At 67.5% G+C, this 21,215-nt stretch carries 22 protein-coding genes; 9 read left to right on the top strand and 13 right to left on the bottom strand.

What is annotated here, in order from left to right:
• The first annotated feature begins 28 nt into the window (after positions 1–28).
• Both C8D03_RS17760 and C8D03_RS17755 read left to right on the top strand, forming a co-directional pair.
• Complete coding sequence (locus tag C8D03_RS17760) at positions 29–1,231, top strand: pyridoxal phosphate-dependent aminotransferase (protein ID WP_108048203.1); 1,203 nt, start codon at positions 29–31, stop codon at positions 1,229–1,231.
• 7 nt (positions 1,232–1,238) lie between these two features.
• A complete protein-coding gene (locus C8D03_RS17755; RefSeq protein WP_108048201.1) occupies positions 1,239–1,661 on the top strand; it encodes a rhodanese-like domain-containing protein in 423 nt (140 codons plus the stop codon).
• Between the two features lie 93 nt (positions 1,662–1,754).
• On the opposite strand, the gene trmD is transcribed toward C8D03_RS17755, so the two are convergent.
• The 6 genes from trmD to ffh all read right to left on the bottom strand — a co-directional run bounded on the left by trmD (position 1,755) and on the right by ffh (position 6,066).
• On the bottom strand, positions 1,755–2,441 hold the full coding sequence (trmD, locus tag C8D03_RS17750) for a tRNA (guanosine(37)-N1)-methyltransferase TrmD (RefSeq protein WP_108048199.1): 687 nt from the start codon (positions 2,439–2,441) through the stop codon (positions 1,755–1,757).
• Positions 2,438–3,130 (bottom strand): HAD family hydrolase, encoded by a 693-nt coding sequence (locus C8D03_RS17745; RefSeq protein ID WP_108048197.1) that lies wholly within the window; start codon positions 3,128–3,130, stop codon positions 2,438–2,440. Before C8D03_RS17745 ends, trmD begins: the two co-directional genes overlap by 4 nt.
• Entirely contained in the window at positions 3,120–3,647 is a 528-nt protein-coding gene (gene rimM / locus C8D03_RS17740; RefSeq protein WP_108048195.1) for a ribosome maturation factor RimM, read from the bottom strand. Before rimM ends, C8D03_RS17745 begins: the two co-directional genes overlap by 11 nt.
• Before the next feature lie 156 nt (positions 3,648–3,803).
• Complete coding sequence (gene rpsP / locus C8D03_RS17735; RefSeq protein WP_108048193.1) at positions 3,804–4,163, bottom strand: 30S ribosomal protein S16; 360 nt, start codon at positions 4,161–4,163, stop codon at positions 3,804–3,806.
• Positions 4,164–4,222: 59 nt separating this feature from the next.
• Positions 4,223–4,486 carry a hypothetical protein gene (locus C8D03_RS17730; RefSeq protein ID WP_068180739.1) on the bottom strand — a complete coding sequence of 88 codons (264 nt, stop codon included), beginning with the start codon at positions 4,484–4,486 and terminating at the stop codon, positions 4,223–4,225.
• Positions 4,483–6,066, bottom strand: a complete 1,584-nt coding sequence (gene ffh / locus C8D03_RS17725; RefSeq protein ID WP_108048189.1) for a signal recognition particle protein — start codon at positions 6,064–6,066, stop codon at positions 4,483–4,485. Before ffh ends, C8D03_RS17730 begins: the two co-directional genes overlap by 4 nt.
• A gap of 308 nt (positions 6,067–6,374) precedes the next feature.
• Between ffh and C8D03_RS17720 the strand changes: the two genes are divergently transcribed.
• Positions 6,375–6,803: a hypothetical protein gene (locus C8D03_RS17720; protein ID WP_108048187.1), complete on the top strand. Its 429-nt coding sequence runs from the start codon at positions 6,375–6,377 to the stop codon at positions 6,801–6,803.
• A gap of 16 nt (positions 6,804–6,819) precedes the next feature.
• Here C8D03_RS17720 and C8D03_RS17715 read toward each other — a convergent pair whose 3' ends face one another.
• Entirely contained in the window at positions 6,820–8,169 is a 1,350-nt protein-coding gene (locus C8D03_RS17715) for an HD-GYP domain-containing protein (protein ID WP_108048185.1), read from the bottom strand.
• A gap of 168 nt (positions 8,170–8,337) precedes the next feature.
• On the opposite strand from C8D03_RS17715, the gene C8D03_RS17710 reads away from it, so the two are divergent.
• The 4 genes from C8D03_RS17710 (at position 8,338) to C8D03_RS17695 (ending at position 11,343) form a co-directional block, all read left to right on the top strand.
• Positions 8,338–8,910, top strand: coding sequence for a CAP domain-containing protein (locus C8D03_RS17710; RefSeq protein ID WP_146170220.1), 573 nt, complete (start codon positions 8,338–8,340; stop codon positions 8,908–8,910).
• Positions 8,911–8,994: 84 nt separating this feature from the next.
• The gene (locus C8D03_RS17705; protein ID WP_108048181.1) at positions 8,995–9,621 is read left to right on the top strand and encodes a LysE family translocator; all 627 of its coding nucleotides are present in this window, start codon (positions 8,995–8,997) and stop codon (positions 9,619–9,621) included.
• Between the two features lie 16 nt (positions 9,622–9,637).
• Entirely contained in the window at positions 9,638–10,237 is a 600-nt protein-coding gene (locus tag C8D03_RS17700; RefSeq protein WP_108048179.1) for a class I SAM-dependent methyltransferase, read from the top strand.
• 47 nt (positions 10,238–10,284) lie between these two features.
• Positions 10,285–11,343: an MBL fold metallo-hydrolase gene (locus C8D03_RS17695; RefSeq protein ID WP_108048177.1), complete on the top strand. Its 1,059-nt coding sequence runs from the start codon at positions 10,285–10,287 to the stop codon at positions 11,341–11,343.
• A gap of 20 nt (positions 11,344–11,363) precedes the next feature.
• Here the strand turns inward: C8D03_RS17695 and C8D03_RS17690 are convergent, their stop codons facing one another.
• Positions 11,364–12,242, bottom strand: a complete 879-nt coding sequence (locus C8D03_RS17690; RefSeq protein ID WP_108048175.1) for a GyrI-like domain-containing protein — start codon at positions 12,240–12,242, stop codon at positions 11,364–11,366.
• 281 nt (positions 12,243–12,523) lie between these two features.
• On the opposite strand from C8D03_RS17690, the gene dapF reads away from it, so the two are divergent.
• Together dapF and mtaB are read left to right on the top strand one after the other, a co-directional pair.
• A complete protein-coding gene (gene dapF, locus C8D03_RS17685; RefSeq protein WP_108048173.1) occupies positions 12,524–13,408 on the top strand; it encodes a diaminopimelate epimerase in 885 nt (294 codons plus the stop codon).
• Positions 13,408–14,682: a tRNA (N(6)-L-threonylcarbamoyladenosine(37)-C(2))-methylthiotransferase MtaB gene (gene mtaB, locus C8D03_RS17680; protein ID WP_108048171.1), complete on the top strand. Its 1,275-nt coding sequence runs from the start codon at positions 13,408–13,410 to the stop codon at positions 14,680–14,682. The genes dapF and mtaB overlap by 1 nt, the downstream gene beginning before the upstream one ends.
• 6 nt (positions 14,683–14,688) lie before the next feature.
• Here mtaB and C8D03_RS17675 read toward each other — a convergent pair whose 3' ends face one another.
• The 5 genes from C8D03_RS17675 to C8D03_RS17655 all read right to left on the bottom strand — a co-directional run bounded on the left by C8D03_RS17675 (position 14,689) and on the right by C8D03_RS17655 (position 20,626).
• A complete protein-coding gene (locus tag C8D03_RS17675) occupies positions 14,689–15,075 on the bottom strand; it encodes a type II toxin-antitoxin system VapC family toxin (RefSeq protein ID WP_108048169.1) in 387 nt (128 codons plus the stop codon).
• Positions 15,075–15,311 carry a type II toxin-antitoxin system Phd/YefM family antitoxin gene (locus C8D03_RS17670; protein ID WP_108048167.1) on the bottom strand — a complete coding sequence of 79 codons (237 nt, stop codon included), beginning with the start codon at positions 15,309–15,311 and terminating at the stop codon, positions 15,075–15,077. The genes C8D03_RS17675 and C8D03_RS17670 overlap by 1 nt, the downstream gene beginning before the upstream one ends.
• An 81-nt stretch (positions 15,312–15,392) precedes the next feature.
• Positions 15,393–16,505, bottom strand: a complete 1,113-nt coding sequence (locus C8D03_RS17665; protein ID WP_181301068.1) for a sulfite oxidase — start codon at positions 16,503–16,505, stop codon at positions 15,393–15,395.
• Positions 16,506–16,673: 168 nt separating this feature from the next.
• Positions 16,674–18,389, bottom strand: coding sequence for an AMP-binding protein (locus C8D03_RS17660; RefSeq protein ID WP_108048163.1), 1,716 nt, complete (start codon positions 18,387–18,389; stop codon positions 16,674–16,676).
• A gap of 158 nt (positions 18,390–18,547) precedes the next feature.
• Positions 18,548–20,626, bottom strand: a complete 2,079-nt coding sequence (locus tag C8D03_RS17655) for an elongation factor G (protein ID WP_108048161.1) — start codon at positions 20,624–20,626, stop codon at positions 18,548–18,550.
• Positions 20,627–21,215 lie beyond the last annotated feature (589 nt).

The raw sequence follows: 21,215 nt of genomic DNA, 5'->3' as shown, positions 1-21,215 counted from the left end.
TGCCCATTCCGCCCCGGAGAACAGTCCCATGGCCTTTCTTGCCGACGCCCTGAAGCGTGTGAAGCCGTCTGCGACCATCACTATCACGCAGAAGGCGCGCGACCTGAAAGCGCAGGGCAAGGACGTGATCTCGCTCTCGGTCGGCGAGCCCGATTTCGATACGCCGGACCACATCAAGGAAGCGGCCATCGCCGCAATCCGCCGTGGTGAGACGAAATACACGCCGGTCTCCGGAATCCCGCAGCTGCGCGAGGCTGTCGCCCGCAAGTTCAAGCGCGAGAACGGCCTCGACTACAAGCCGAGCCAGACCATCGTCTCGACCGGCGGCAAGCACGTCATCTACAATGCGCTCCTCGCCACGATGAACCCGGGCGACGAGGTCATCTGCGTCTCGCCCTACTGGGTCAGCTATCCCGAGATGGTCGCGCTCTGCGGCGGCACCGCGACCTTCGCCGAGACGAAGATCGAGAACGAATTCAAGCTCCAGCCGGAGGAACTCGAGCGCGCGATCACGCCGAAGACCAAATGGGTGATCCTGAACTCGCCGTCCAACCCGTCAGGCGCCGCCTACAGCCGCGCCGAGATGAAGAAGCTCACCGACGTGCTGATGCGCCACCCCCATGTCTGGGTGCTGACCGACGACATGTACGAGCACCTCGTCTATGGCGACTTCGAGTTCGTCACGCCGGCCCAGATCGAGCCGGGTCTCTATGAGCGCACGCTGACGATGAACGGCGTCTCGAAATCCTACGCCATGACCGGCTGGCGCATCGGCTACGCGGCCGGCCCTCAGGCCCTGATGAACGCCATGGACCTGGTCCAGGGCCAGCAGACCTCGGGCACCTCAGCGATCTCGCAATGGGCAGCCGTCGAGGCGCTGGACGGTCCGCAGGACCATCTGCCCGTCTTCAAGAAGGCCTTCGAGCGCCGCCGCGACCTCGTCGTCTCGATGCTGAACCAGACCCGCGGCCTCGTCTGCCCGAAGCCGGAGGGTGCCTTTTACGTCTATCCCGACTGCTCGGCCCTGATCGGCAAGACGATGCCGAACGGCAAGGTGATCGAGACCGACGAGGATCTCGTCATGGGCATCCTGGAGACGGAAGCCGTCGCTGCCGTCCATGGCTCGTCGTTCGGCCTCGGCCCGAACTTCCGCATCTCCTACGCCACCTCCGACGAGAAGCTGGAAGAGGCCTGCCGCCGCATCCAGCGCTTCTGCGCCGAACTGCGCTGACAGACGCATGAGCGCGCGCGGCCTGCCGCGACGGTTGTTTCTGGCCGGGAGCTTCACGCTCCCGGCCACTTTCGTTTCAGGACAGGGCGCGCCCTCTCTGTCGGCTCGCGAGGCCCATGATGCCGTGCGAACCGGCACCGTCCTCCTTCTCGACCTCCGCACGCCCGAGGAATGGCGCGACACCGGCCTGCCACAGGGCGCAATCGCGCTCGATGCCGAGACGTCGGGCTTAGAGGTCAGGCTGGCGGGCCTGCGGCTCGACCATCCGGGAAAGCGCATCGCCCTGATCGACCGCAGCGGCGGGCTGAGTTCGTCACTACGCGACAAGCTCGCGGGACGCGGCTGGCGCGAGATCGTGGCGGTGCGCGGCGGCATGCTCGGGCCGGGCGGCTGGTTGGCAGAGAGGCTGCCCGTGACGGCCCATCCGTGACACTGCGTCATTTTCGGGCGAAGCGAAGCGCAGACCGAGAATCGCAGGCAGGAGATGCTCGGGTCTAGCCCGAGCATGACGCACCGACAGAGCTCAGGACTCTTTCAGCAGATCTGGCCGCCGCTCGCGCGTGATGCGCTCGGCCTCGGACCGCCGCCATTTCGCGATGCGGGCATGGTCGCCGGACAGCAGCGCCTCGGGCAGGCCACGGCCCTCCCATTCGCGCGGCCGCGTGTAATGCGGATATTCGAGCAGGCCGTTCTCGAAACTCTCGTCCTGGCCCGAAAGCTCCTTGCCCATCACGCCGGGGATCAGCCGGACGCAGGCGTCGAGCAGCACCATGGCCGCCATCTCGCCACCCGACAGGATGTAATCGCCGATCGAGACCTCTGTCAGCCCGCGCCCCTCGATCACGCGCTCATCGACGCCCTCGAACCGGCCGCAGACGATCACGACGCCCTCGCCCGCCACCCATTCGCGCACCTGCGCCTGCATGAGCGGGCGTCCGCGCGGCGACATCAGCAGGCGCGGGCGCATATCGTCGGGCGGAACGGCGGCGTCGATGGCAGCGCCCAGCACGTCGCAACGCAGCACCATCCCGGCGCCGCCGCCGGCCGGATTGTCGTCGACATTGCGATGCCGGCCGATGCCGTGATCACGAATCTGGTGCGTCTCCAGCGACCACAGTCCCCGGCGCAACGCCTCCCCCGCCAGCGAGACGCCAAGCGGACCGGGAAACATCTCGGGGTAAAGCGTGAGGACGCTGGCGCGGAAGCTCATGCCGCAGAGAAGCGCAGCGCCGGCAGCCCGTCCAGCGCGACGAAATCGGCCGCGCTGGCGATGATGTTGTCATAGGCGGCGAAAGCATCCGCACCGAGCATGGTCAGCATCGCGACCGCGCGCATGCCGGCGCGCCGCGCCGCCTCGACACCGAGCGGCGCATCCTCGAAGACGAGGCAACTCGCGGGCTCGACCTTCATGCGCTCGGCCGCGCCAAGGAACAGATCGGGATGCGGCTTGCCGCGAAAGCCCTGGCTCGGCGCGATGATCGTGGCGAAGCGCGAGCGCAGCCCGAGCGTGTCCAGAACGACATCGATATTGGCCGGCGGCGCGGCGGAGGCCACCGCCATCGGGATTCCCGCCGCATCGGCCCGGTCCATCAGCGCGAGCAGGCCGGCGAGTGGCGTGACATGCGCACGGTAGGTCTCGCGATAGAGCGCTTCCTTGGCCTCGGCGAGGCGCGCAACCTCGTCCGCGTCGGCGTTGGGGAAATGCGGGCCGACGACCTCCCCGACGGCCATGCCGGCCGTGTTGGTGAAGAAGATCGCGCGGTCGAACGGCAGGCCGTGACCGGCATGCCAGCTTTCCCAAGCGTCGTCATGAAAGCGCATATTGTCGACGATGGTGCCGTCCATGTCGAAGATCAGGGCGCGGACGGGTGCCTCGCGCGCGGGCAGCTCATTCGTCATCGTCAGCCTCGAACAGGCCCTCGGGCGGAACGGCCTCGATCCGCCTTGCGGCGATATCGATGCGCGGCGCGAAGGCCTTGGTGAAGGGCATCAGGACAGAGCGTCCGTCCGGCAGGGCGATGTCGAGCAGGTCCCCCGCCCCGTAATTGGCAACCGTGGTGACCGTGCCCAGCGTCTCGCCGTCGGGGCCGATGACGGCACAACCGATCAGATCGGCCTGCAGGAACTCGTCCTCGTCGTCGGGGGCGGGAATCCTGTCGCGCGCCACGAAGAGTTGCACGCCGTTCAGGCTTTCGGCCGCCTCTCGGCTGGTGATGCCCTTCAGCCGGGCGACCACCACCTCCTTGGCGGGGCGGATCTCGGCGATCTCGAAAGACCGCCCCTTGTCGTCGGACAAGGGGCCGTAATCCGCGATCGCCAGCGGATCGCCGGTGAAGGCCTTGATGCGGACCTCACCCTTGATGCCATGCGCAGCGCCGATGACGCCGAGCAGGACGAGCGTGTCGTCAGCAGCCATGGCGCAAGGCCCTCGGGTTCGCGACGGCAGCCGCCCCCGTCATGCCCGCCCTTGTGGCGAGCATCCATGTCTTGAACAGAGGTCGCGACCAGCGAAGGCGTGGACGGTCGGGACAAGCCCGACAATGACGACGAATATCGCGGGTCTCGACCGGCATCACGCCTCGGCTTCGGCCGGGGCAGCGCTCTTGGCGGCCTTCTTCTCGGCGCGCTCCTTGGCCTTCTCGCCCGGAACGGCCTTGTTCGGGTTGTTGCGCGCCGGGCGCTTGGTCAGGCCGGCGGCATCGAGGAAGCGCAGCACGCGGTCGGTCGGCTGGGCGCCCTTGGCGAGCCAGTCCTTGGCCTTCTCGAGGTCGAGCACGACGCGCTCGGCCGAATCCTTCGCCTTCATCGGATCATAGGAGCCGATCTTCTCGATGAAGCGGCCATCGCGCGGCGAGCGGGCATCGGCGACGACGATGCGGTAATACGGGCGCTTCTTGGCGCCGCCACGGGTCAGGCGGATCTTGAGGGACATTCTGGTTCTTCCTTGGGTTGGCAGATGTGCTTGGTTGCAGTGTCTGTTTGGGTGAAAAATCAGGGCTTGTTGTCGTCGACCAACTGGTCGATGGCGGCCCAGGGATCATCCTTCATGCCGGTCGAGGTGAAGATCTCGAGATCGATGGATCCATCTTCGAGAACATCGATCTCCCAGTATTCTCCCGGCGCATGCACGAAGAAGGAGAAGGCGTCGTCGCGATAGGACGACGTCTCATAGGACAGGTTGGCGTCGTCGAGACGCGCCTTGACCTGCTTGAACACGTCGAACATGCCGACGCGCATTTCTGTAGGCTTGGTCACTTCTTCTTGCCTCCGAAGGGATTGGAGCCCCCAAGCCCCGGCAATCCCCTGCCCGGCATCCCGCCGAACCCAGGTAGTTTCGGCATCATCCCGGCAGGCGGAGTGACGCCCTTGGGCAGCCCCGGAAAACCTCCGGGCGGCATGCCGCCGCCCGCACCGAGCTGCTTCTGCAGTTCGGCGAGCTGGCCTGGATCCATCTTCGACGGGTCCGGCATGCCGGCGGGGAGTCCTCCGCCGCCGAGTCCGAACATGCTGCCGAGCTTGCCGAGCATACCGCCCTTCTGCTTGGCCATCGTCTTCATCATGTCGGCCATGCCGCGATGCATCTTGAGCAGCTTGTTGATGTTCTCCGCCGAAGTGCCCGAACCGGCCGCGATGCGCTTCTTCCGGCTGTTCTTGAGCAGATCGGGGTTCTTGCGCTCGGCTGCCGTCATCGAGTCGATCGCGGCGATCATGCGCTTGAACATCTTGTCGCCGACGCCGGAGCTGGCGAGCTGGCCCTGCATCTGCTTCATGCCGGGCAGCATGCCCATCACGCCGCCGAGCCCGCCCATCTTCTCCATCTGCATCAACTGCATGCGCATGTCGGCGAGATCGAACTGACCCTTGGCCATGCGCTGGGCCGCGGCCTGCGCCTGCTCGGCGTCGATCGTCTCGGCCGCGCGCTCGACGAGGCCGACGATGTCGCCCATGCCGAGGATGCGGTTGGCGACACGCGAGGGATGGAAATCCTCGAGCGCGTCGATCTTTTCGCCCGTGCCGACGAGCTTGATCGGCTTGCCGGTGACCGCACGCATCGAGAGCGCGGCGCCGCCGCGCCCGTCGCCGTCCATGCGGGTCAAGACGATGCCGGTCAGGCCGACGCGGGCGTCGAAGGCGCGGGCCGTGTTGACCGCGTCCTGGCCTGTCAGCGCGTCGGCGACCAGCAGGACTTCATGCGGGTTCGTCGCCGCCTTCACCTCGGCGACTTCGGCCATCAACGCGTCGTCGAGCGTGACGCGGCCGGCGGTGTCGAGCATGACGACGTCATAGCCGCCGAGCCTGGCGGCCTCGATCGCGCGGCGGGCGATCTGGACGGCCGACTGGCCGGCGACGATCGGCAGCGTCTCGACGCCGACCTGCTTGCCGAGGATGGCGAGCTGCTCCATCGCGGCCGGGCGGCGCGTATCTAGCGAGGCCATCAGGACGCGCTTCTTGTTGCGGTCGGTCAGGCGCTTGGCGATCTTGGCGGTCGAGGTCGTCTTGCCCGAACCCTGCAGACCCACCATCAGGATCGGCACCGGCGGCACCGCATCGAAGGTGATGCCCTCGCCATCGCCGCCGAGCATGTCGATCAGCGCGTCGTTGACGATCTTGATGACCTGCTGGCCGGGCGTGATCGACTTGAGGACTTCCGAGCCGACGGCCCGCTCGCGGACCTTGTCGGTGAAGGAGCGCACGACCTCGAGCGCGACGTCGGCCTCGAGCAGCGCCTTGCGCACCTCGCGCAGCGCGGCGTTGACGTCCTCCTCGGTCAGCGAACCCCTGCGGGTCAGGCCCGAGAGGATGCCTGATAGCCTGTCGCTCAGAGTGCCGAACATGCGGACCTGCTTGCTTGCCTCAGGAAGCCGCCACCCTCTCGACCTTGCCGCCAAACGGTTTCGCGCCCGAGGGCGCGGACGCGCTGTCGGGCGTTGACCTCCGGGCTCATGAAGCGTGAAGCGGCCCGGTCGGCGGATGCGGTCTCGACGATGTCGGCGAAACGGATGGCCGGGTTAAAGCCGGAGAATGTGGCGAAAGTCAAGATTGCAGCCGGCAAGGCTGCCCGGCCGCTCGCGAGATGCCCAAGACTTGAGCACTCTCGCAGCTACGCTATACACGACGCCCCTTGTCCAGCCGGAGATCGACGATGACTACCAAAGCCGTCAAGAACTGCTTGTTCGGAATTGCCGCAGCCGTGCTGGGCGCCGCGCCCGCGATGGCGCAGGCCTGCCCGGGCAATTTCAAGGCCGACGGCGTGCCGATGGTGACAGGGATCACCTATCGCAGCTGGGACCTGATCAAGGGCAAGGCTCCCGCCGCCGTCCTGAAGAATCTGGCGGCAGCCGTCGCGGCCGAAGGCTTCGCCGGCATCCGTGTCGACAACGCCACGAGCTCCGTCGTTGCGATCCAGGAGACCAGCGGCTCGGGCCGGCCGCAGCATCTGCGCGTCACCGCCCGCCAGAGCGGACCGGCGACGCGCGTCGATGCCGTCTTCGTCGTGCAGGCCGGGCAGGTCGCCCCTGAAGGCTATGTCCGGGATGCGCTCTGCCGCGTTATCGCCGGCGGCCGCGGCTGAACAGGCGGGGCGCGCATCACGCTGCCTCGGCCATCGCGGCCCGGTCGAGGGCGCGTTCCAGCGCCTCGATGCAGAGAGGATCATGCGAGGAGCCGATCCCCTCGCGAAGGATCGCCAGGGCCTTCGAGATCGGCATCGCCGCGCGATAGGGCCGGTCCGCCGTCAATGCATCGAAGACATCGGCGGTAGAGACGATCCGCGTTTCGATCTCGATCTGCTCGCCCGTCAGCCCGCGCGGATAGCCCTTGCCGTCGAGGCGCTCGTGATGGGCGCCGGCGACCTTCGACAGATCGGCGAAGGCCGAAATGCGCGACAGGATCGCCTCCGACAACCCGGCATGGCCGCGCATGGCCTGCCATTCGGCCTCGTCGAGCTTACCGTTCTTGTCGAGCACGCTGTTGCTGACGCCGAGCTTACCGACATCGTGCAGCAGCGCCGCTCGCCGGAGCCAGCGCCGGCGCCGGCCGTCGAACCCCATTTCCTCCGCGATCATGTCGCTGAACACCGCGACCCGCTCGCTATGCCCGGACGTGAACGGGCTCTTCGCGTCGATCACGCGCGCGAAAGCCTGGGCGATGTCGTCGAGATAATCCTCGTCCGCCAGCGCCTTTTCCTGCCCTGGCTCCATCGCCAGCACATGCGCTTCAAGATCGTCGCGGCCGAGCATCGTCCAGAAGCGCTTGCTCTGCGCGACCGTGACGAACGCCGCCACGACGGCCGGATCGAACCACTGACCCGAGCGGTTGCTGGCCTCGGCCAGCGCGGCGTCCGGCCCGCTGGCAGAATGAAAGACGTCGACGACCTGCGCCAGCAGAGCGATCCGCGCAGAGAGCGAGATGGATTCGCCGGCCCGTCCGAGCGGCTTGCCGCCACCGTCCCAATGCTCGTCGAGATCGAGGATGCCGGACGCGACGCCGTCCGAGAATCGCATCTGGCGGGCAATGTCCGCACCGCGCTGGCAGCGCGTCTCGATCAGCTCGCGCGCAATCTCGCCGCCATTGCGGAGGATGTTGATCACGCTGCGGAAGCGCTCGGCCAGTCCGGCATGGGCACCTGTATGGGACAAGACGAAGCGCAGCACCTGCGGCAGGCTGCCGTCGAGCAGCTTGAAGTCTTTCTTGAAGGCGAGATCGTCGGCGAGATAGAGGTCGCAGATGCGCGCCGCATTGCTGCTGCAACCCAGATCTTTCAGCAGAAGCATATAGTACAAATCACGAAGATCGACATCGGACAACCCAAGCGTGTGACCAATATTGACGCCGATCCAGCAACAGCGGACGCAGTGGCCCGGCGGCTGGCCTTCCGTGAGGTCGAGCGCCCGGCTCAGCGAGCCGAGAATCTCCGCTAGTCGTATCTCAAGCGCCATCGTGGCCCAGATTCGCTGTCAGCTCGGCAGAGCGTTACTGAAAATCTGGCATATCGCGCCTTAACAATGCATATGCCAGCCACCTCCACGGATTCGCGATAGTCCCGCCATGTTTCGGTGGTTTGCGTGCTCGGCGCGACGTGGCGTGGACAAGAGGGCAGCAACGCGATGAACGGACCTGCGATCGCCCTGACCTGCACGCTCGTCGCCATGCTCGCAGGCTGCGCCGGCGAGCCGCGTCGCACCACGCCGCTCGATCCGCGTGCTATCGAGCGGCTGGCCGCCGTCACGCTCGATCCTGCCGAGGCCGGCCGCATCTTCAACGCTTATCGCGCCAGTCATGGGCTCGGCCCGGTCCGGCTCGATCCCGTCCTGACGGCGATGGCCCAGCGCCAGGCCGACGCGATGGCGAAAGCGAACGCGCTCTCGCATGATGCCGCAGGCAATTTCGCCTCGCGCGTGCACGCGGCGGGGCTCGACGCCGCCCGCGCAGCCGAGAACCTCGGAGGCGGCTATTATTCGACGCAGGAAGCCTTCGCCGGCTGGCGTGCCTCCGGCGGCCACGACGCCAATCTGCGGATGAAGGAGGCGACGCGCTTCGGCATTGCCCTCGCCAAGGACCCGCAGACGCAATACCGCGCGTGGTGGGCGCTCGTCGTAGCAGGCGAGCCGGAAAAGCGTATCGAAATGTCGGCTGGCCCAGCGGGCTATTTCGGCTCGAACCGGGCGCAGCCGCGTTAGCGCCCGGCCAGGGTAGGGACGCCCCCTTTACAAACGTCCGCGCCTGGGGATGGCTCGGCGGCATTCGATACCCCGGAGTCCGCCATGACCTTCGAAACCTGGGCCGCCTTCGCCGCCGCCACCGCCGTCCTGCTCGTGATCCCTGGCCCGACCATCCTGCTGGTCATCTCCTATGCGCTCGGCCAGGGCTGGCGTACGGCGCTGCCGACCGCCGCCGGCGTGGCATTGGGCGACTTCACCGCGATGACGCTCTCCATGCTGGGCGTCGGCGCGCTGCTGGCAGCCTCGGCGACCGTGTTCACGGCGCTGAAATGGGTCGGCGCCGCTTATCTGATCTGGCTCGGCATCAAGCTGTTCCGCGCCGGCGGAACGCTCGATGCCAAACCGCGCGAGGATGCGGTCTCACCCTGGACCATGCTCGGCCATGCCTGGCTGGTGACGGCATTGAACCCGAAGAGCATTACCTTCTTCGTCGCCTTCCTGCCGCAGTTCCTCGACCCGAAAGCCGATTTCTGGACGCAGATGCTGATCTTCGAGGCGACCTTCGTGACCCTGGCGGCTGCGAACGCCTTCGGCTATGCGCTGGTCGCCTCGCGCGCCCGCTCTGTCGTGAAGAGCCCGCGCGCCCTGAGCGTCATCAACAAGACCGGCGGCACCCTGCTGATCGGCGCCGGCATCGCGACGGTCGCGATCCGCTCCGGTACGCGCTGATCACAGGCGTGACCGCATGACCGCCCGCGACCCTGCCACCCTCGATTTCTACGCCGCCGAGGCGCAGGCCTATGCCGGCCGGTCGCGCGAGGCCGAGCACGCGCGGATCGCGGCCTTTGCCGCAGCCCTCCCCGCTGGCGGCCGCGTGCTCGAACTCGGCTGCGGCGGCGGCCACGACAGCGTCGAATTGCTGGCGCGCGGGCTGGACCTGGTGCCGACCGACGGCTCGCCCGAACTCGCCGCACAAGCGAGCGAGCGCCTCGGCAGGCCGGTCGCAGTCCTGCTCTTCGAGGATATCGACGCGCAGGCGGCCTTCGACGGCGTCTTTGCCAATGCCTGCCTGCTGCATGTTCCGCGCAGTGGACTGCCAGGCATCCTTGCCCGCATCCACGCCGCGCTGAAGCCGGGCGGCGTGTTCTATGCCAGCTTCAAGGCCGGCACCGACGAGGGCCGCGACAGGTTCGGCCGTTATTACAATTATCCCTCGTCGGACTGGCTGAAAGACGCCTACGGCGTCGATCGCTGGCAGAGGCTCGATCTCATCGAAGATTGGGGCGGAGGTTATGATGGCGAGCCGACGCGCTGGCTGCACGCCACCGCCGTCAAGCGACCGTGAAGGCGCGCGGCCTTGACCGCAGGGAGTGAAGCCCCACCTTCTCCCGCATGAACCGTCGCAAGCTGCTCTCCCTTCTCGGTATCCCCGCCCTGCTCGGCTCGACCGGAGCCGCCTGGGCCGCGATCTCGCGCTCCCGCAACCCCTATTATCAGGGGCCGGTGACCGAGAACTTCAACGGCCTTGTCTTCACCGACGGCAGGCCGGTGACCAAGGGCCTTGCGGACGTGCTGAAATGGCAAACCTCGAAGCGCGAGCGCGAGGCCTTTCCGGAGCGCTATCCGGCACCGCCGCAGGATGCGCCGCCGGCCAGCGTCGACGGCGTTCGCATCGTCCATCTCGGCCACGCCTCGTTCCTTTATCAGGTCGCCGGGCTCAACCTGCTGGTCGACCCGGTCTATTCGCAGCGGGCGAGCCCATTCTCCTTCGTCGGGCCCCGGCGCGTGAACGAACCCGGCGTCGCTTTCGACGACCTGCCGCGCATCGATGTCGTGCTGATCACCCACAACCATTACGACCATCTCGACATCGAGACGCTGGCAAGGCTGCACGAGCGCGACAGACCGCGCATGATCATGCCGCTCGGCAATGACACCATCGTCAGGGCTCGTATCCCCGATGCCGCGGCGGAGGCGCATGACTGGCAGGCCCGTCTTGCGCTGTCGGAGGCCGTCTCGGTCACGCTGGCACCGAGCTATCACTGGTCGGCGCGCGGCGCTTTCGACCGGCGCATGGCGCTGTGGTGCTCCTTTGTGATCGAGGCTACCGGCACGAAAATCTTCCATGTCGGCGACACCGGCTATCATGACGGCTCGCTCTACGAGCGCCTCGGCGCCGAGCACGGGCCGTTCCGGCTCGCCGTGCTGCCGATCGGCGCCTATGAGCCGCGCTGGTTCATGTCGGACAACCACATGAACCCGGACGAGGCGGTCAAGGTGATGCTGGCGCTCGGGGCGGAGCAGGCGCTCGGCCACCACTGGGGCACCTTTCAACTCACCGACGAGGGGATCGAGCGGCCCCCGGCCGCACTTGCCGCCGCGCTGGCGCAGGCCGGCCTGCCCGAGGACCGCTTCAGACCGATGCGGCCCGGCCTGAGCTGGCAGGCTTGAGCTACCCAGCCTGATCGGCCCTATCGCGGCTGGACGTAGACGTTGATCTCGAGATTGGGATCGGCCGGATCGGTGAGATCCCCGACATATTCCTCAAGGAACGCGTCCTTCACGGTGATGCTCTTGGCTTCGAGATAGGCGGTGATCGTCTCATAGGTCGAATCGATGTCGTCATAGGGCGCGACATGGACGAAGCGCAGCGAAGGCCCCGCCGGCGTCAGCCCCGGACGAACGCCGTTGCCGAAGCTCGATGCCCTGTCGCCCGCCGGCCCCTGGCCGACCGGCAGCATCGCCTCGTAGCGGAAGCCATGATCGTCCGTTTCGAGGAACAGCGTCAGCGGCCTGCCCGCGACCGGAAGCTGCGCCCTCGCCGCTTCCTGGCGCAGGATACGGAAGCTCTCGGTCAGGCGCTTGAAGCCCTCGTCCCAACTGGCTGAGCCGGACAGCATCAGTACAGGCTTGGCAACGAGCAGCACCGGATCGACATCGCTGGGATCGCCGCGCTTGCCGGCGAGCGTCGCATTGGCATCGGGTGCGCCAGTCTGCTGCTGGGTCGGCGGCTGGACGGGCTGGACCGGCCCAGGAGCGGGCAAGGTCGGAGGCGGCAGGCTCGGAGGCGGCTGCACCGGCTGGGGCTCGAGCGGCACCTGCGGCGTCGGCGCGGGCTGCACTGGCTCGGGCGTCACAGGCCTCTGCGGCGCAGGTGCCGGCTGGACGGGTTGCGGGCCGGGCACGACATCCGGCACGGGCGCGGGAGGTAGCGGCGCAGGCTGGGCCTGGACCGGCACAGCCGCGCCCGGCGGAGGCGCCAGCGGCGCCGATTCGACGGCGGTCGGTGGCGCGACCCGTGTCTGGGCGGTCGCGACCACGGAAACACCCAACAGGGCGGCGACCGCCACAACAGCAATCCGGGAATGCCGCATTGTCACCGTCCTGCTCACCGAAAGCGATTCGCGCCCTTGCGGCGCAACATAGAATGTCCACTTACGCCAAGGAACGACCCCGAGGGTGGCTTTTTCACGTCGCCTCCGTCATAGAGCCGGATGACTTTGGTATGGATGGACCTGGAATCTGAATCCGTCTCTGCGAACAATGATTTAGAGCAGGATATCCGCGAAAAATCGGTTTCCACTTTTTCGTACCCTGCTCTGGAGCCGCACTTCATGGGATGTGTGACAGAATGAACGCCCTGGCTCATCGCCGGTTCCTCAAGATGAACGGTCTCGGCAACCAGATCACCGTGCTCGACCTGCGCGGCACCAGGCTGCGCGTCAGCGAAGGCGAAGCCCGTGCCATCGCCGCCGAGCCCCGCGCCCGCTTCGACCAGCTCATGGTGCTGCACGATCCGCTGACGCCGGGCACGGATGCCTTCATCCGCATCTACAACACCGATGGTTCGGAAGCCGGCGCCTGCGGCAACGGCACGCGCTGTGTCGCCTGGGCGATGCTGGCCGACCCTGTGATGGGCGCTTCCGCCAAGACGCTGTTGACCTTGCAGACCCGGGCCGGCCTGCTGCCGGCGAGGCGCGAGAGCGATCTCGTCTTCACCGTCGACATGGGCGCACCCCGGCTGGCTTGGGACGAAATCCCGCTGGCCGAGCCGTTCCACGATACCGCCCATTTCGAGCTCCAGATCGGCCCGATCGACGATCCGATCCTGCACACGCCCTGTGCCGTCAACATGGGCAACCCGCACGCCGTCTTCTTTGTCGACGATCCCTACCGCTTCAATCTGGAGCAGATCGGCCCCCTCCTCGAAAACCACCCTATCTTCCCTGATCGCGCCAATATCGAGCTCGCCGCCGTAACGGCGCCAGACCACATCGTCCTGCGCGTGTGGGAGCGCGGGGCCGGCATCACCCAGGCCTGCGGTTCGGGCGCCTGCGCGGCGCTGGTCGCGGCTGTCCGGCGCGAGCTTTCGGCACGCAAGGCCGTCGTCAGCCTGCCCGGCGGCGATCTCACCGTCGAATGGCGCGAGAACGACGGCCATGTCCTGATGACCGGGCCGGTGGAGTTCGAATGGGAGGGCACGCTCGCGCCCGAGCTGTTCGAAACCGCCGCCTGATGGCGCTGGAGGTCGTCACCTTCGGCTGCCGCCTCAACATCGTCGAGGGCGAGGCGATGCGGCGTCAGGCGCAGGCCGCCGGCCTCACCGACATCGCCATCGTCAACTCTTGCGCGGTGACGGCCGAGGCCACGCGACAGACGCGCCAGGCCGTCCGCCGGCTCCGGCGCGAGCAACCCGGCCGGCCAGTCGTCGTCACTGGCTGCGCCGCGCAGATCGAGCCGGAGCGCTTCGCCGCGATGCCGGAAACCGCTCGCGTCGTCGGCAATGCCGAGAAGATGCGGGCCGCCACCTGGGCGGACCTCGCCGGTTCGAACAGCCTCGCCGCCGCCCCGGACGGTGATGCCGCCGACAAGATCGCCGTTGGCGACATCATGGCGCAGAGCATGCTGGGTTCAGTCGAAAGCGGCCGCTCGCCCAGGCAGACGCGCGGCTTCGTACAGGTGCAGAACGGCTGCGACCACCGCTGCACCTTCTGCGTCATCCCCTTCGGCCGCGGCAATTCGCGCTCGCTTGCGCTCGAGGCCGTGGTCTCGCAATGCCGCCGGCTGACGGAGGCCGGCACGCGCGAGATCGTCCTGACCGGCGTCGATCTGACGAGCTATGGCCGCGATCTGGACGGCGCGCCGACGCTTGGCCGGCTGGTCCGCGCGATCCTGCGCGCGCTTCCCGAATTGCCGCGCTTGCGCCTGTCCTCGATCGACGCCGTCGAGGTCGATGACGATCTGCGCCAGGCGATCGCCACGGAAAGCCGGCTGATGCCGCATCTACACCTCTCGCTTCAGGCTGGCGACGACCTGATTCTGAAGCGCATGAAGCGCCGCCACGGGCGCGACGACGCGATCCGTTTCTGCGCGGAGATGCGCAGCTTGAGGCCGGACATTGCCTTTGGCGCCGATCTGATCGCCGGCTTCCCGACCGAGGACGAGGTGATGTTCGCCCGCTCGCTCGACCTGATCGCCGAATGCGGCCTGAGCTTCGTCCACGCCTTCCCCTATTCGGCCCGCCCCGGCACGCCAGCCGCGCGCATGCCGCAGCTTTGCGGCGAGATCGTTTCCGAACGGGCGGCCCGTTTGCGCGCATCGGCGGCAGCAGCCCACGCGGCGCATCTCGACGCCCGCCTCGGCCGGCCGCTCAGCGTGCTGACCGAGCGTGGGAATACCGGCCGCGCCGAGGATTTCACACTGGTGCGCTTCGGCAGCGTCGTCGCTGCCGGCAATGTCATGGCGGTAACCGCGAACGCAGCCGACGAGCGCGCGCTGCTGGCGGCGTGACAGGCGTCAGATCAGCCTGACGAGATCGGAATACGCCTGAAGCTTGCGGTCGGCCGTCAGAAGGATCGCCGGCTCGGCAATCGCTTGAGCCACGAGAAGGCGGTCGAAGGGGTCGCCATGATGCTGTGGAAGGTCGCGGACAGCAACGGCAACGCGGGAGGTCACCGGGATCTCGATGAAGCCCGCAGCATCCATCAGCTCCAGAATCCGGTCTGGCTCGATCTGGAAGTCATCCCGCCGGAGCGCCGCTTTGATTGCGATCTCCCACATGCTCGCAGCGCTGAACAGAACGGCGTTATCGGTATCTTGTATCAGCTCCTGCGCGGAACGGCTCAGGCGCTCGGGCCTGTAAAACGACCAAAGCAGGACGTGAGTATCGAGAAGAAGGCGCATCAACCGCCGAGGAACGTCTTCAAGACGTCATCGGGCAGCGGCGCGTCGAAATCATCGGGAATTCGAGCCTGGCCGGCCAAGAGGCCAAGCTGACGCTTCGGCCGAACCGCCTCGAGCGGCACGAGCCGCACCATCGGCTTGCCATGCTTCGCGATGATCACCTCCTCGCCCGCGGCAACATCCTCCACGAGACGGGACAGATGGGTTTTTGCAGCATGAATATTCACTGTCTTCATCGCTGGCTCCGCTGATCTTGAACTAACTTAGTTCATTGGCGGCAGCGCGCAAGGACTGGCGCGGCGCAGACATTGGCACCTTCAATCGGCCCGCGCCGCACCGGAGACCCGTTGCGCCTGATTGTTGCAGTAGCCGCGCGGATTCCAGGCGATCTCCAGCGGCTGGACATTGCCCTCGACGTCGCGCGCCTGCGCGACCACGACGAGAGGTCCTGCGCTCCCGATCGCGAACTCCGCGCTGAAACGCCGCCAGGCGAAAGGCCCCTCACCTTCTTCCAACGCTGCCTCCTGCCAGTTCACGCCGCCGTCGCGGGAGACGCGCACGCCTTCGAGCGGCACGGCGCCGCTCCAGGCAAAGCCGGAGACGCCGAGAATGCCGCCGGCCGGGACCGTGAACCCATGCGCCGGCGTGGTGATCAGCGACTTCACCGGCATGTCGGTGATGACGGTGAAACGGCTCTCGTCGAGAGGCTCGCCCGGCAGCACAGGGCGGAGCGGCAGCCGGTAATTGGTGCCGCGCATCTTCTCGCCGTCATGTTCGCAGGCGCGCAGCGCGATGCGGTCAAGCCATTTCTGCCAGGCTGAGCCTGGAAAGCCCGGCGCCACAATCCGCAGCGGCCCGCCGTGCAGGCGCGGCAGCGGCTCACCATTCATCGCGAAGGCGATCAGCGTCTCGGGCGCCAGCGCCTTCGCGATCGGCAGCCCGCGCGAGAGCGCCGGCCGCGCCGGGTCGGCGATCAGCCGGTCTGGCGCGTAGTGGCCGGTATAGACCGCGGCGTCCCGCACCCCGGCATGGTCCAGAACGTCCTTCATCCGCACTCCGGTCCAGCGCGCGCAGCCGACGGCGCCAAGCCGCCAGGGCAGGCCGTCCGTCGCAGGCGAGAATTGCGAACGGCCATTGCCGGCACATTCCAGCACCGCCGTGACGGTGACCGTCTCAAAGCTGTCGCGCAGGGCGGCCGTCGTCCAGACGGTCGGTCGCTCGACCTCTCCGTCGATCGTCAGCGTCCAGTCCCGGCCGGCCTCGACCTCCGGCACGTCACCATTGTTGCGGATGAAGAAAACATCGACCGGCGTGATCGGATCGGCGAGCAGATCGAGGGCCGGTTCAGCGTTCAGCGCCTCGTCGTCATGGACATGGAGCCCCGGTTTCAACCGGCGCAGAAGCGGCAATTCGGTCAGTCGGCGAGGCAAACAGCCACTCCTCGGGCAAGATCCGGGTCGAGCGCGGTCTGGGCCACGCCCGGGTGGACCCGGCACAGCCTCGTCCAGCACAGTTTAGACCGGCCCCGCCGTGAAGGCGATGGGGGCCGGGTGATGGCGGCAAGATGATGACGCATCACGCCGTGCCGGGAGCCCGCCTCAGCGCTTGCTCGCAACCTCCTCGCGCAGCGCCCGGCGCAGGACCTTGCCGACATTGGTCTTGGGCAGGCTCTCGCGGAAGAAGATCTGCTTGGGCACCTTGTAGCCGGTCAGGCTGTCCCGGCAGAACGCGCGCAGTTCGTCGGCTGTGAGCGTATCGTCCCTGCGAACCACGAAGGCGGTGACCGCCTCGCCGGAATGCTCGTCCGGCAGGCCGACCACAGCGGATTCCAGCACGCCGGGATGCATGGCGAGCACATCCTCGACCTCGTTCGGATAGACGTTGAAACCCGAGACCAGAACCATGTCCTTCATGCGGTCGACGATCCGGACCTGTCCGTCCGGCTGCATCACCCCGATGTCGCCGCTGCGGAAGAAGCCGTCCGGCATCATCACCTTGGCGGTCTCGTCCGGCCGCTTCCAGTATCCCGCCATCACCTGCGGGCCGCGGATGCAGATCTCGCCGGCCTCGCCGATGGGCAGATCGTTGCCCTCCGTGTCGCGGATGGCGATGTCGGTCGAGGGCAGCGGAAAGCCGACCGTGCCAGTGAACTCGGGAATGTCGGGCCGGTTGATCGAGGCGACCGGCGAGGTTTCCGACAGGCCGTAGCCCTCGATGATCGGCCGGCCAGTGACCTGCTTCCACTGCTTGGCAACCGCCGCTTGCGTCGCCATGCCACCGGAAACCGCAAAGCGCATCTCGTCAAAATTCACCTGCGGGAATTCCGGATGGCTCGCCAGCGCGTTGTAGAGCGTGTTGACGCCCGAGATCAGCGTGAAGCGGCTCGCCTTCAGCGTCTTGATGAAGCCGGTGATGTCGCGCGGATTGGCGATCAGCAGCCCCTTGGCGCCGATCCGCAGCATGAACATGCAGCAGCAGGTCAGGGCGAAGATGTGGTAGAGCGGCAGCGCCGTCACCATGACATGCTGGTAGTCGCTGCGCCCGAGCGGCGGCTCAAGCGCCCAGCCGAGCCAGAGCCCACATTGCTCGACATTGGAGGCGACGTTGCGGTGCGTCAGCGTCGCGCCCTTGGCGATGCCCGTCGTCCCGCCGGTATATTGCAGGAAGGCGACGTCCTCCGGCATCACCGTCACGGGCAGCATCTCATCCGTTCCGGTCAGGATCGTCCGCAGCGGAACCGAGCCCGGCAGGTCGAAGGGCTTGACCACCTTCTTGATCCGGCGCGCGACGAAATTGACGATGTGCCCCTTGAAGCCCATCAGGTCGCCCGCGGTCGCGATGACGATGGCGTCGAGCTTCAGATGCGGCTTCGCCTCCGCCACGACATGAGCGAAGTTCTCGATCACCACCAGGACCCGGGCGCCGGAATCGTTGAGCTGGTGGGCGAGTTCGCGCGCCGTGTAGAGCGGGTTGACGTTGACCACGGTGAAGCCGCCGATCAGCACGCCGAACATCGCCGCCGGATAGGCCAGAATGTTCGGCATCATCAGCGCGACGCGGTCGCCCCTTTGAAAGCCCATCCCTTGCAGCCAGGCGGCGAAGGCTCGCGCCGCCGCGCCGGTCTCGGCGAAGCTGATCGTCTTGCCGAAGCTCTCGAAGGCCGGCCGCTCGGCATAGCTCAGGCAGGCGCCGGCGATCAGGTCGGCCAGCGTCCCGGTCCGGGCCTCGTCGATCCGGGGCGGAACCGCCGCCGGATAGTGAGCCAGCCAGGGCCGCGGATCGGGCTTCGCCTGAGGGGCGCTGCTCGCATTCATTTCAATCCTCCCCTGTCGCCCGGCTTTCGCCCGTCAGACGCGCGTGTCGGTGCTTTTTTGCTGGCCCTACACTGCGGAACAGCTTCGGCGGGCGCAAGCGCCCGCCGAATTCCTTACCTGTTTAAAGGTTTACATGTAAACTGATTTGACAGCCGCCCTCAGCGCGCCTGCGCCAGGGCATGTGCCGAGACGATGGCATCGGCCGGCTTGCCGGAGAGTTCGGCGAGATGGTCGAAGCGCGCGCTGAAGGAGCCGACGCCCGATGTCGCCGAGCGCAGTTCGACGATCAGCCCCGCCATCTCCGCCTCCGGCATCAGCGCGTTGATCTGGTCCCAGCCGCGCCAGCCCGGGCGTGAATCATAGCCCAGTATCTGCCCGCGCCGGCCGGAGACGATCGCCGAAGCCCGCGACATCGCCTCGGACGGGATCACCACCTCGACGGTGAGGATCGGTTCGAGCAGAACGGACCTGGCCTGCGGCACCGCCTCCGCCATCGCGATCCGCGCCGCCTGGCGGAAGGCCATGTCGGAGGAATCGACGCTGTGATAGGAGCCATCGGTCAGCGTCACCTCGAGATCGACAAGCGGGAAGCCGAGCGGCCCGTTGCGGCAATAATCGCGGATTCCCGCCTCGACCGAGGCGATATACTGGCGCGGCACCGCGCCACCGACGATGCGGTCGACGAAGCGGATGCCCTCACCCCGGGGCAACGAGGCGACTTCCAGCACGACATCGCCATACTGGCCATGCCCGCCGCTCTGCTTGCGGTGCCGCCCCCGCGCGCTCGCCTTGCCGCGGATCGTCTCACGATAGCCGACCTGCGGCGGCCGGCTCTCGACCGCCACGCCATAGCGGCCCGACAGGCGCTCCAGCGTGACCCGCAGATGCATCTCGCCCTGGCCGGACAGGCGCATCTCGCCGAATTCCGGCAGATGGCTGACCGAGAGCGCGGTGTCCTCCTCAGCGAGCTTTGCCAGCGCCGCCGCCAGCCGGACATCGTCCTTGCGGTCCCTCACCGCGAGCGCGAGCGCATGCACGGCCTCCGGCGGCGCGACCGCGCTCACCTGCGCCGCGCGCTGCTTGCCGGGCGCGATCGAATCGCCGGTCGATACTCCCTCCAGCCGGGCGAGAGCCGCGACATCGCCCTCCTCGACGGCAGGCCGCCGCGTCTGCTCGGCGCCTTTCAGTTCCAGCACACCGGCAATGCGCGTCTCGACCCCGCCCGACGAGGTCACGACATCGCCCTCCGCCAGCCGCCCCCGCAGCACGCGGGCGAGCGAGAGCTTGCCGCCATGTCCGGAATGCCAGGTCTTCATCACCTGGCCGAGGGCTGAGCCCTCGGCCACGACGCCGATGCGTCCGCGCGTCTCGGCCAGACCCGGCGCTTCATGGCGCAGGGCCTTGAGCAGCCGCGTCACGCCATTGCCGCGCTCGGCCGAGCCGATCAGCACCGGCACGACATGGCGGTCTTGCAGCTCACGCGCGAGGTCGTCGAAGATGCGGTCCTGCGGCGGCTCCATGTCGCCGAGCAGTTCCTCCATCAGCGCATCGTCGTAATCGGCGAGCTTCTCCAGCATCGAGAAGCGGGCTTCCTTCTCGCGCCCGGCCTCATCGGCGGCGAGCGGCACCACCTCGCTGGCGGCATGCTCGCGGTAGATGAAGGCCCGCTCCAGGGCGAGGTCGATGAAGCCGACCGCGATGCCCTTCTGCCATATCGGGATCTGGCGCAGCAGCAGCGGCGTCCGCGACGCCCGCTGCAGGATCGCCAGCGTCTCGCGCACCCGCCGCGTCGCCGTGTCGATCTTGTTCAGGAACAGGAAGCGCGGGATGTCGGCCTCTTCCAGCTCGCGCAGCACGAGTTCGAGCGCCGGCGCCTTGCGGTCGTCCGCCTCGCAGACCACGACGGCGGCATCGACCACCGGCAGGACATGCCGCATCTCGTGCAGGAACTCGACGGAGCCGGGGCAGTCGATGAAATGAAAGCGCTCGCCCAGGAATTCGACGCTGGCGACGTTGGGGTCCGTGCTCATCTGGTGGGCGCGGGCTTCGGCGCCGGCGTCGCCGATGCTGTTGCCGGTCTTCACCGATCCGGCCCGCGAGAGCCCGCCGCAGCGCTCCAGGATGCTTTCGAGCAGGGTCGTCTTGCCGCTCTGGAAGGGACCGACGATGGCGATGCATCGCGGCCCCGGCCGTCTGACGCCGTTCGCGGATCCTCCGGCCGGAGATGGTGCGGGCATGGTGTCCTCCTTCGGGTCGGGCCGCGAAGAAGCGCGAGGCAGAGGCCCCAGGTCTCCCGCGCGGCGTGAGGCCGACGAGGACGAACGATGTGCCCACGCCGGTCGGGCGGCGGTCGCACCGGCCCGACAAGGTCGGGCGGCCGTCGAAGAGGGATCGTGAGGGGCAGGTTCGCGCCGTTTGGGGACTGGAGCAAGGGAATTGTCTGCTGCGGTGCGGCAGGCGGAGAGCTTGCATCTCGCCGAGGAAGGTGCGGGGAACCCTCTCCTGTAAGGAGAGGGCAGGGTGAGGTGTCGGCTGTTGGACGCCTTGGCCGCAGCCTCACCGCAGCGGCGGTCAAACCGGCGCTTGACGGGTCCAGCGGTTGACACCTCTCCCCTACCCCTCTCCTTGCAGGAGAGGGGTTCTGCGTCGCGGTTTCCGCGCATGCTAAATCCCCGCCCGCGTCTCCGCGTCGGTTGATGATGAGGGGCAGCGGAGCGCCGCGAGGCGCGTGGGTATCAATCCGCATCCGTTGAGCCAGGATGCGGCGCGGATGGATTGAGCCACTGCCCGCACGCCCCGTGGCGCTCCGCCTGTCGGCGATTTCGG

This window comes from Bosea sp. 124, assembly GCF_003046175.1.
Classification (GTDB): Bacteria; Pseudomonadota; Alphaproteobacteria; order Rhizobiales; family Beijerinckiaceae; genus Allobosea.
This window is presented reverse-complemented; position numbering and strand designations above follow the sequence as displayed.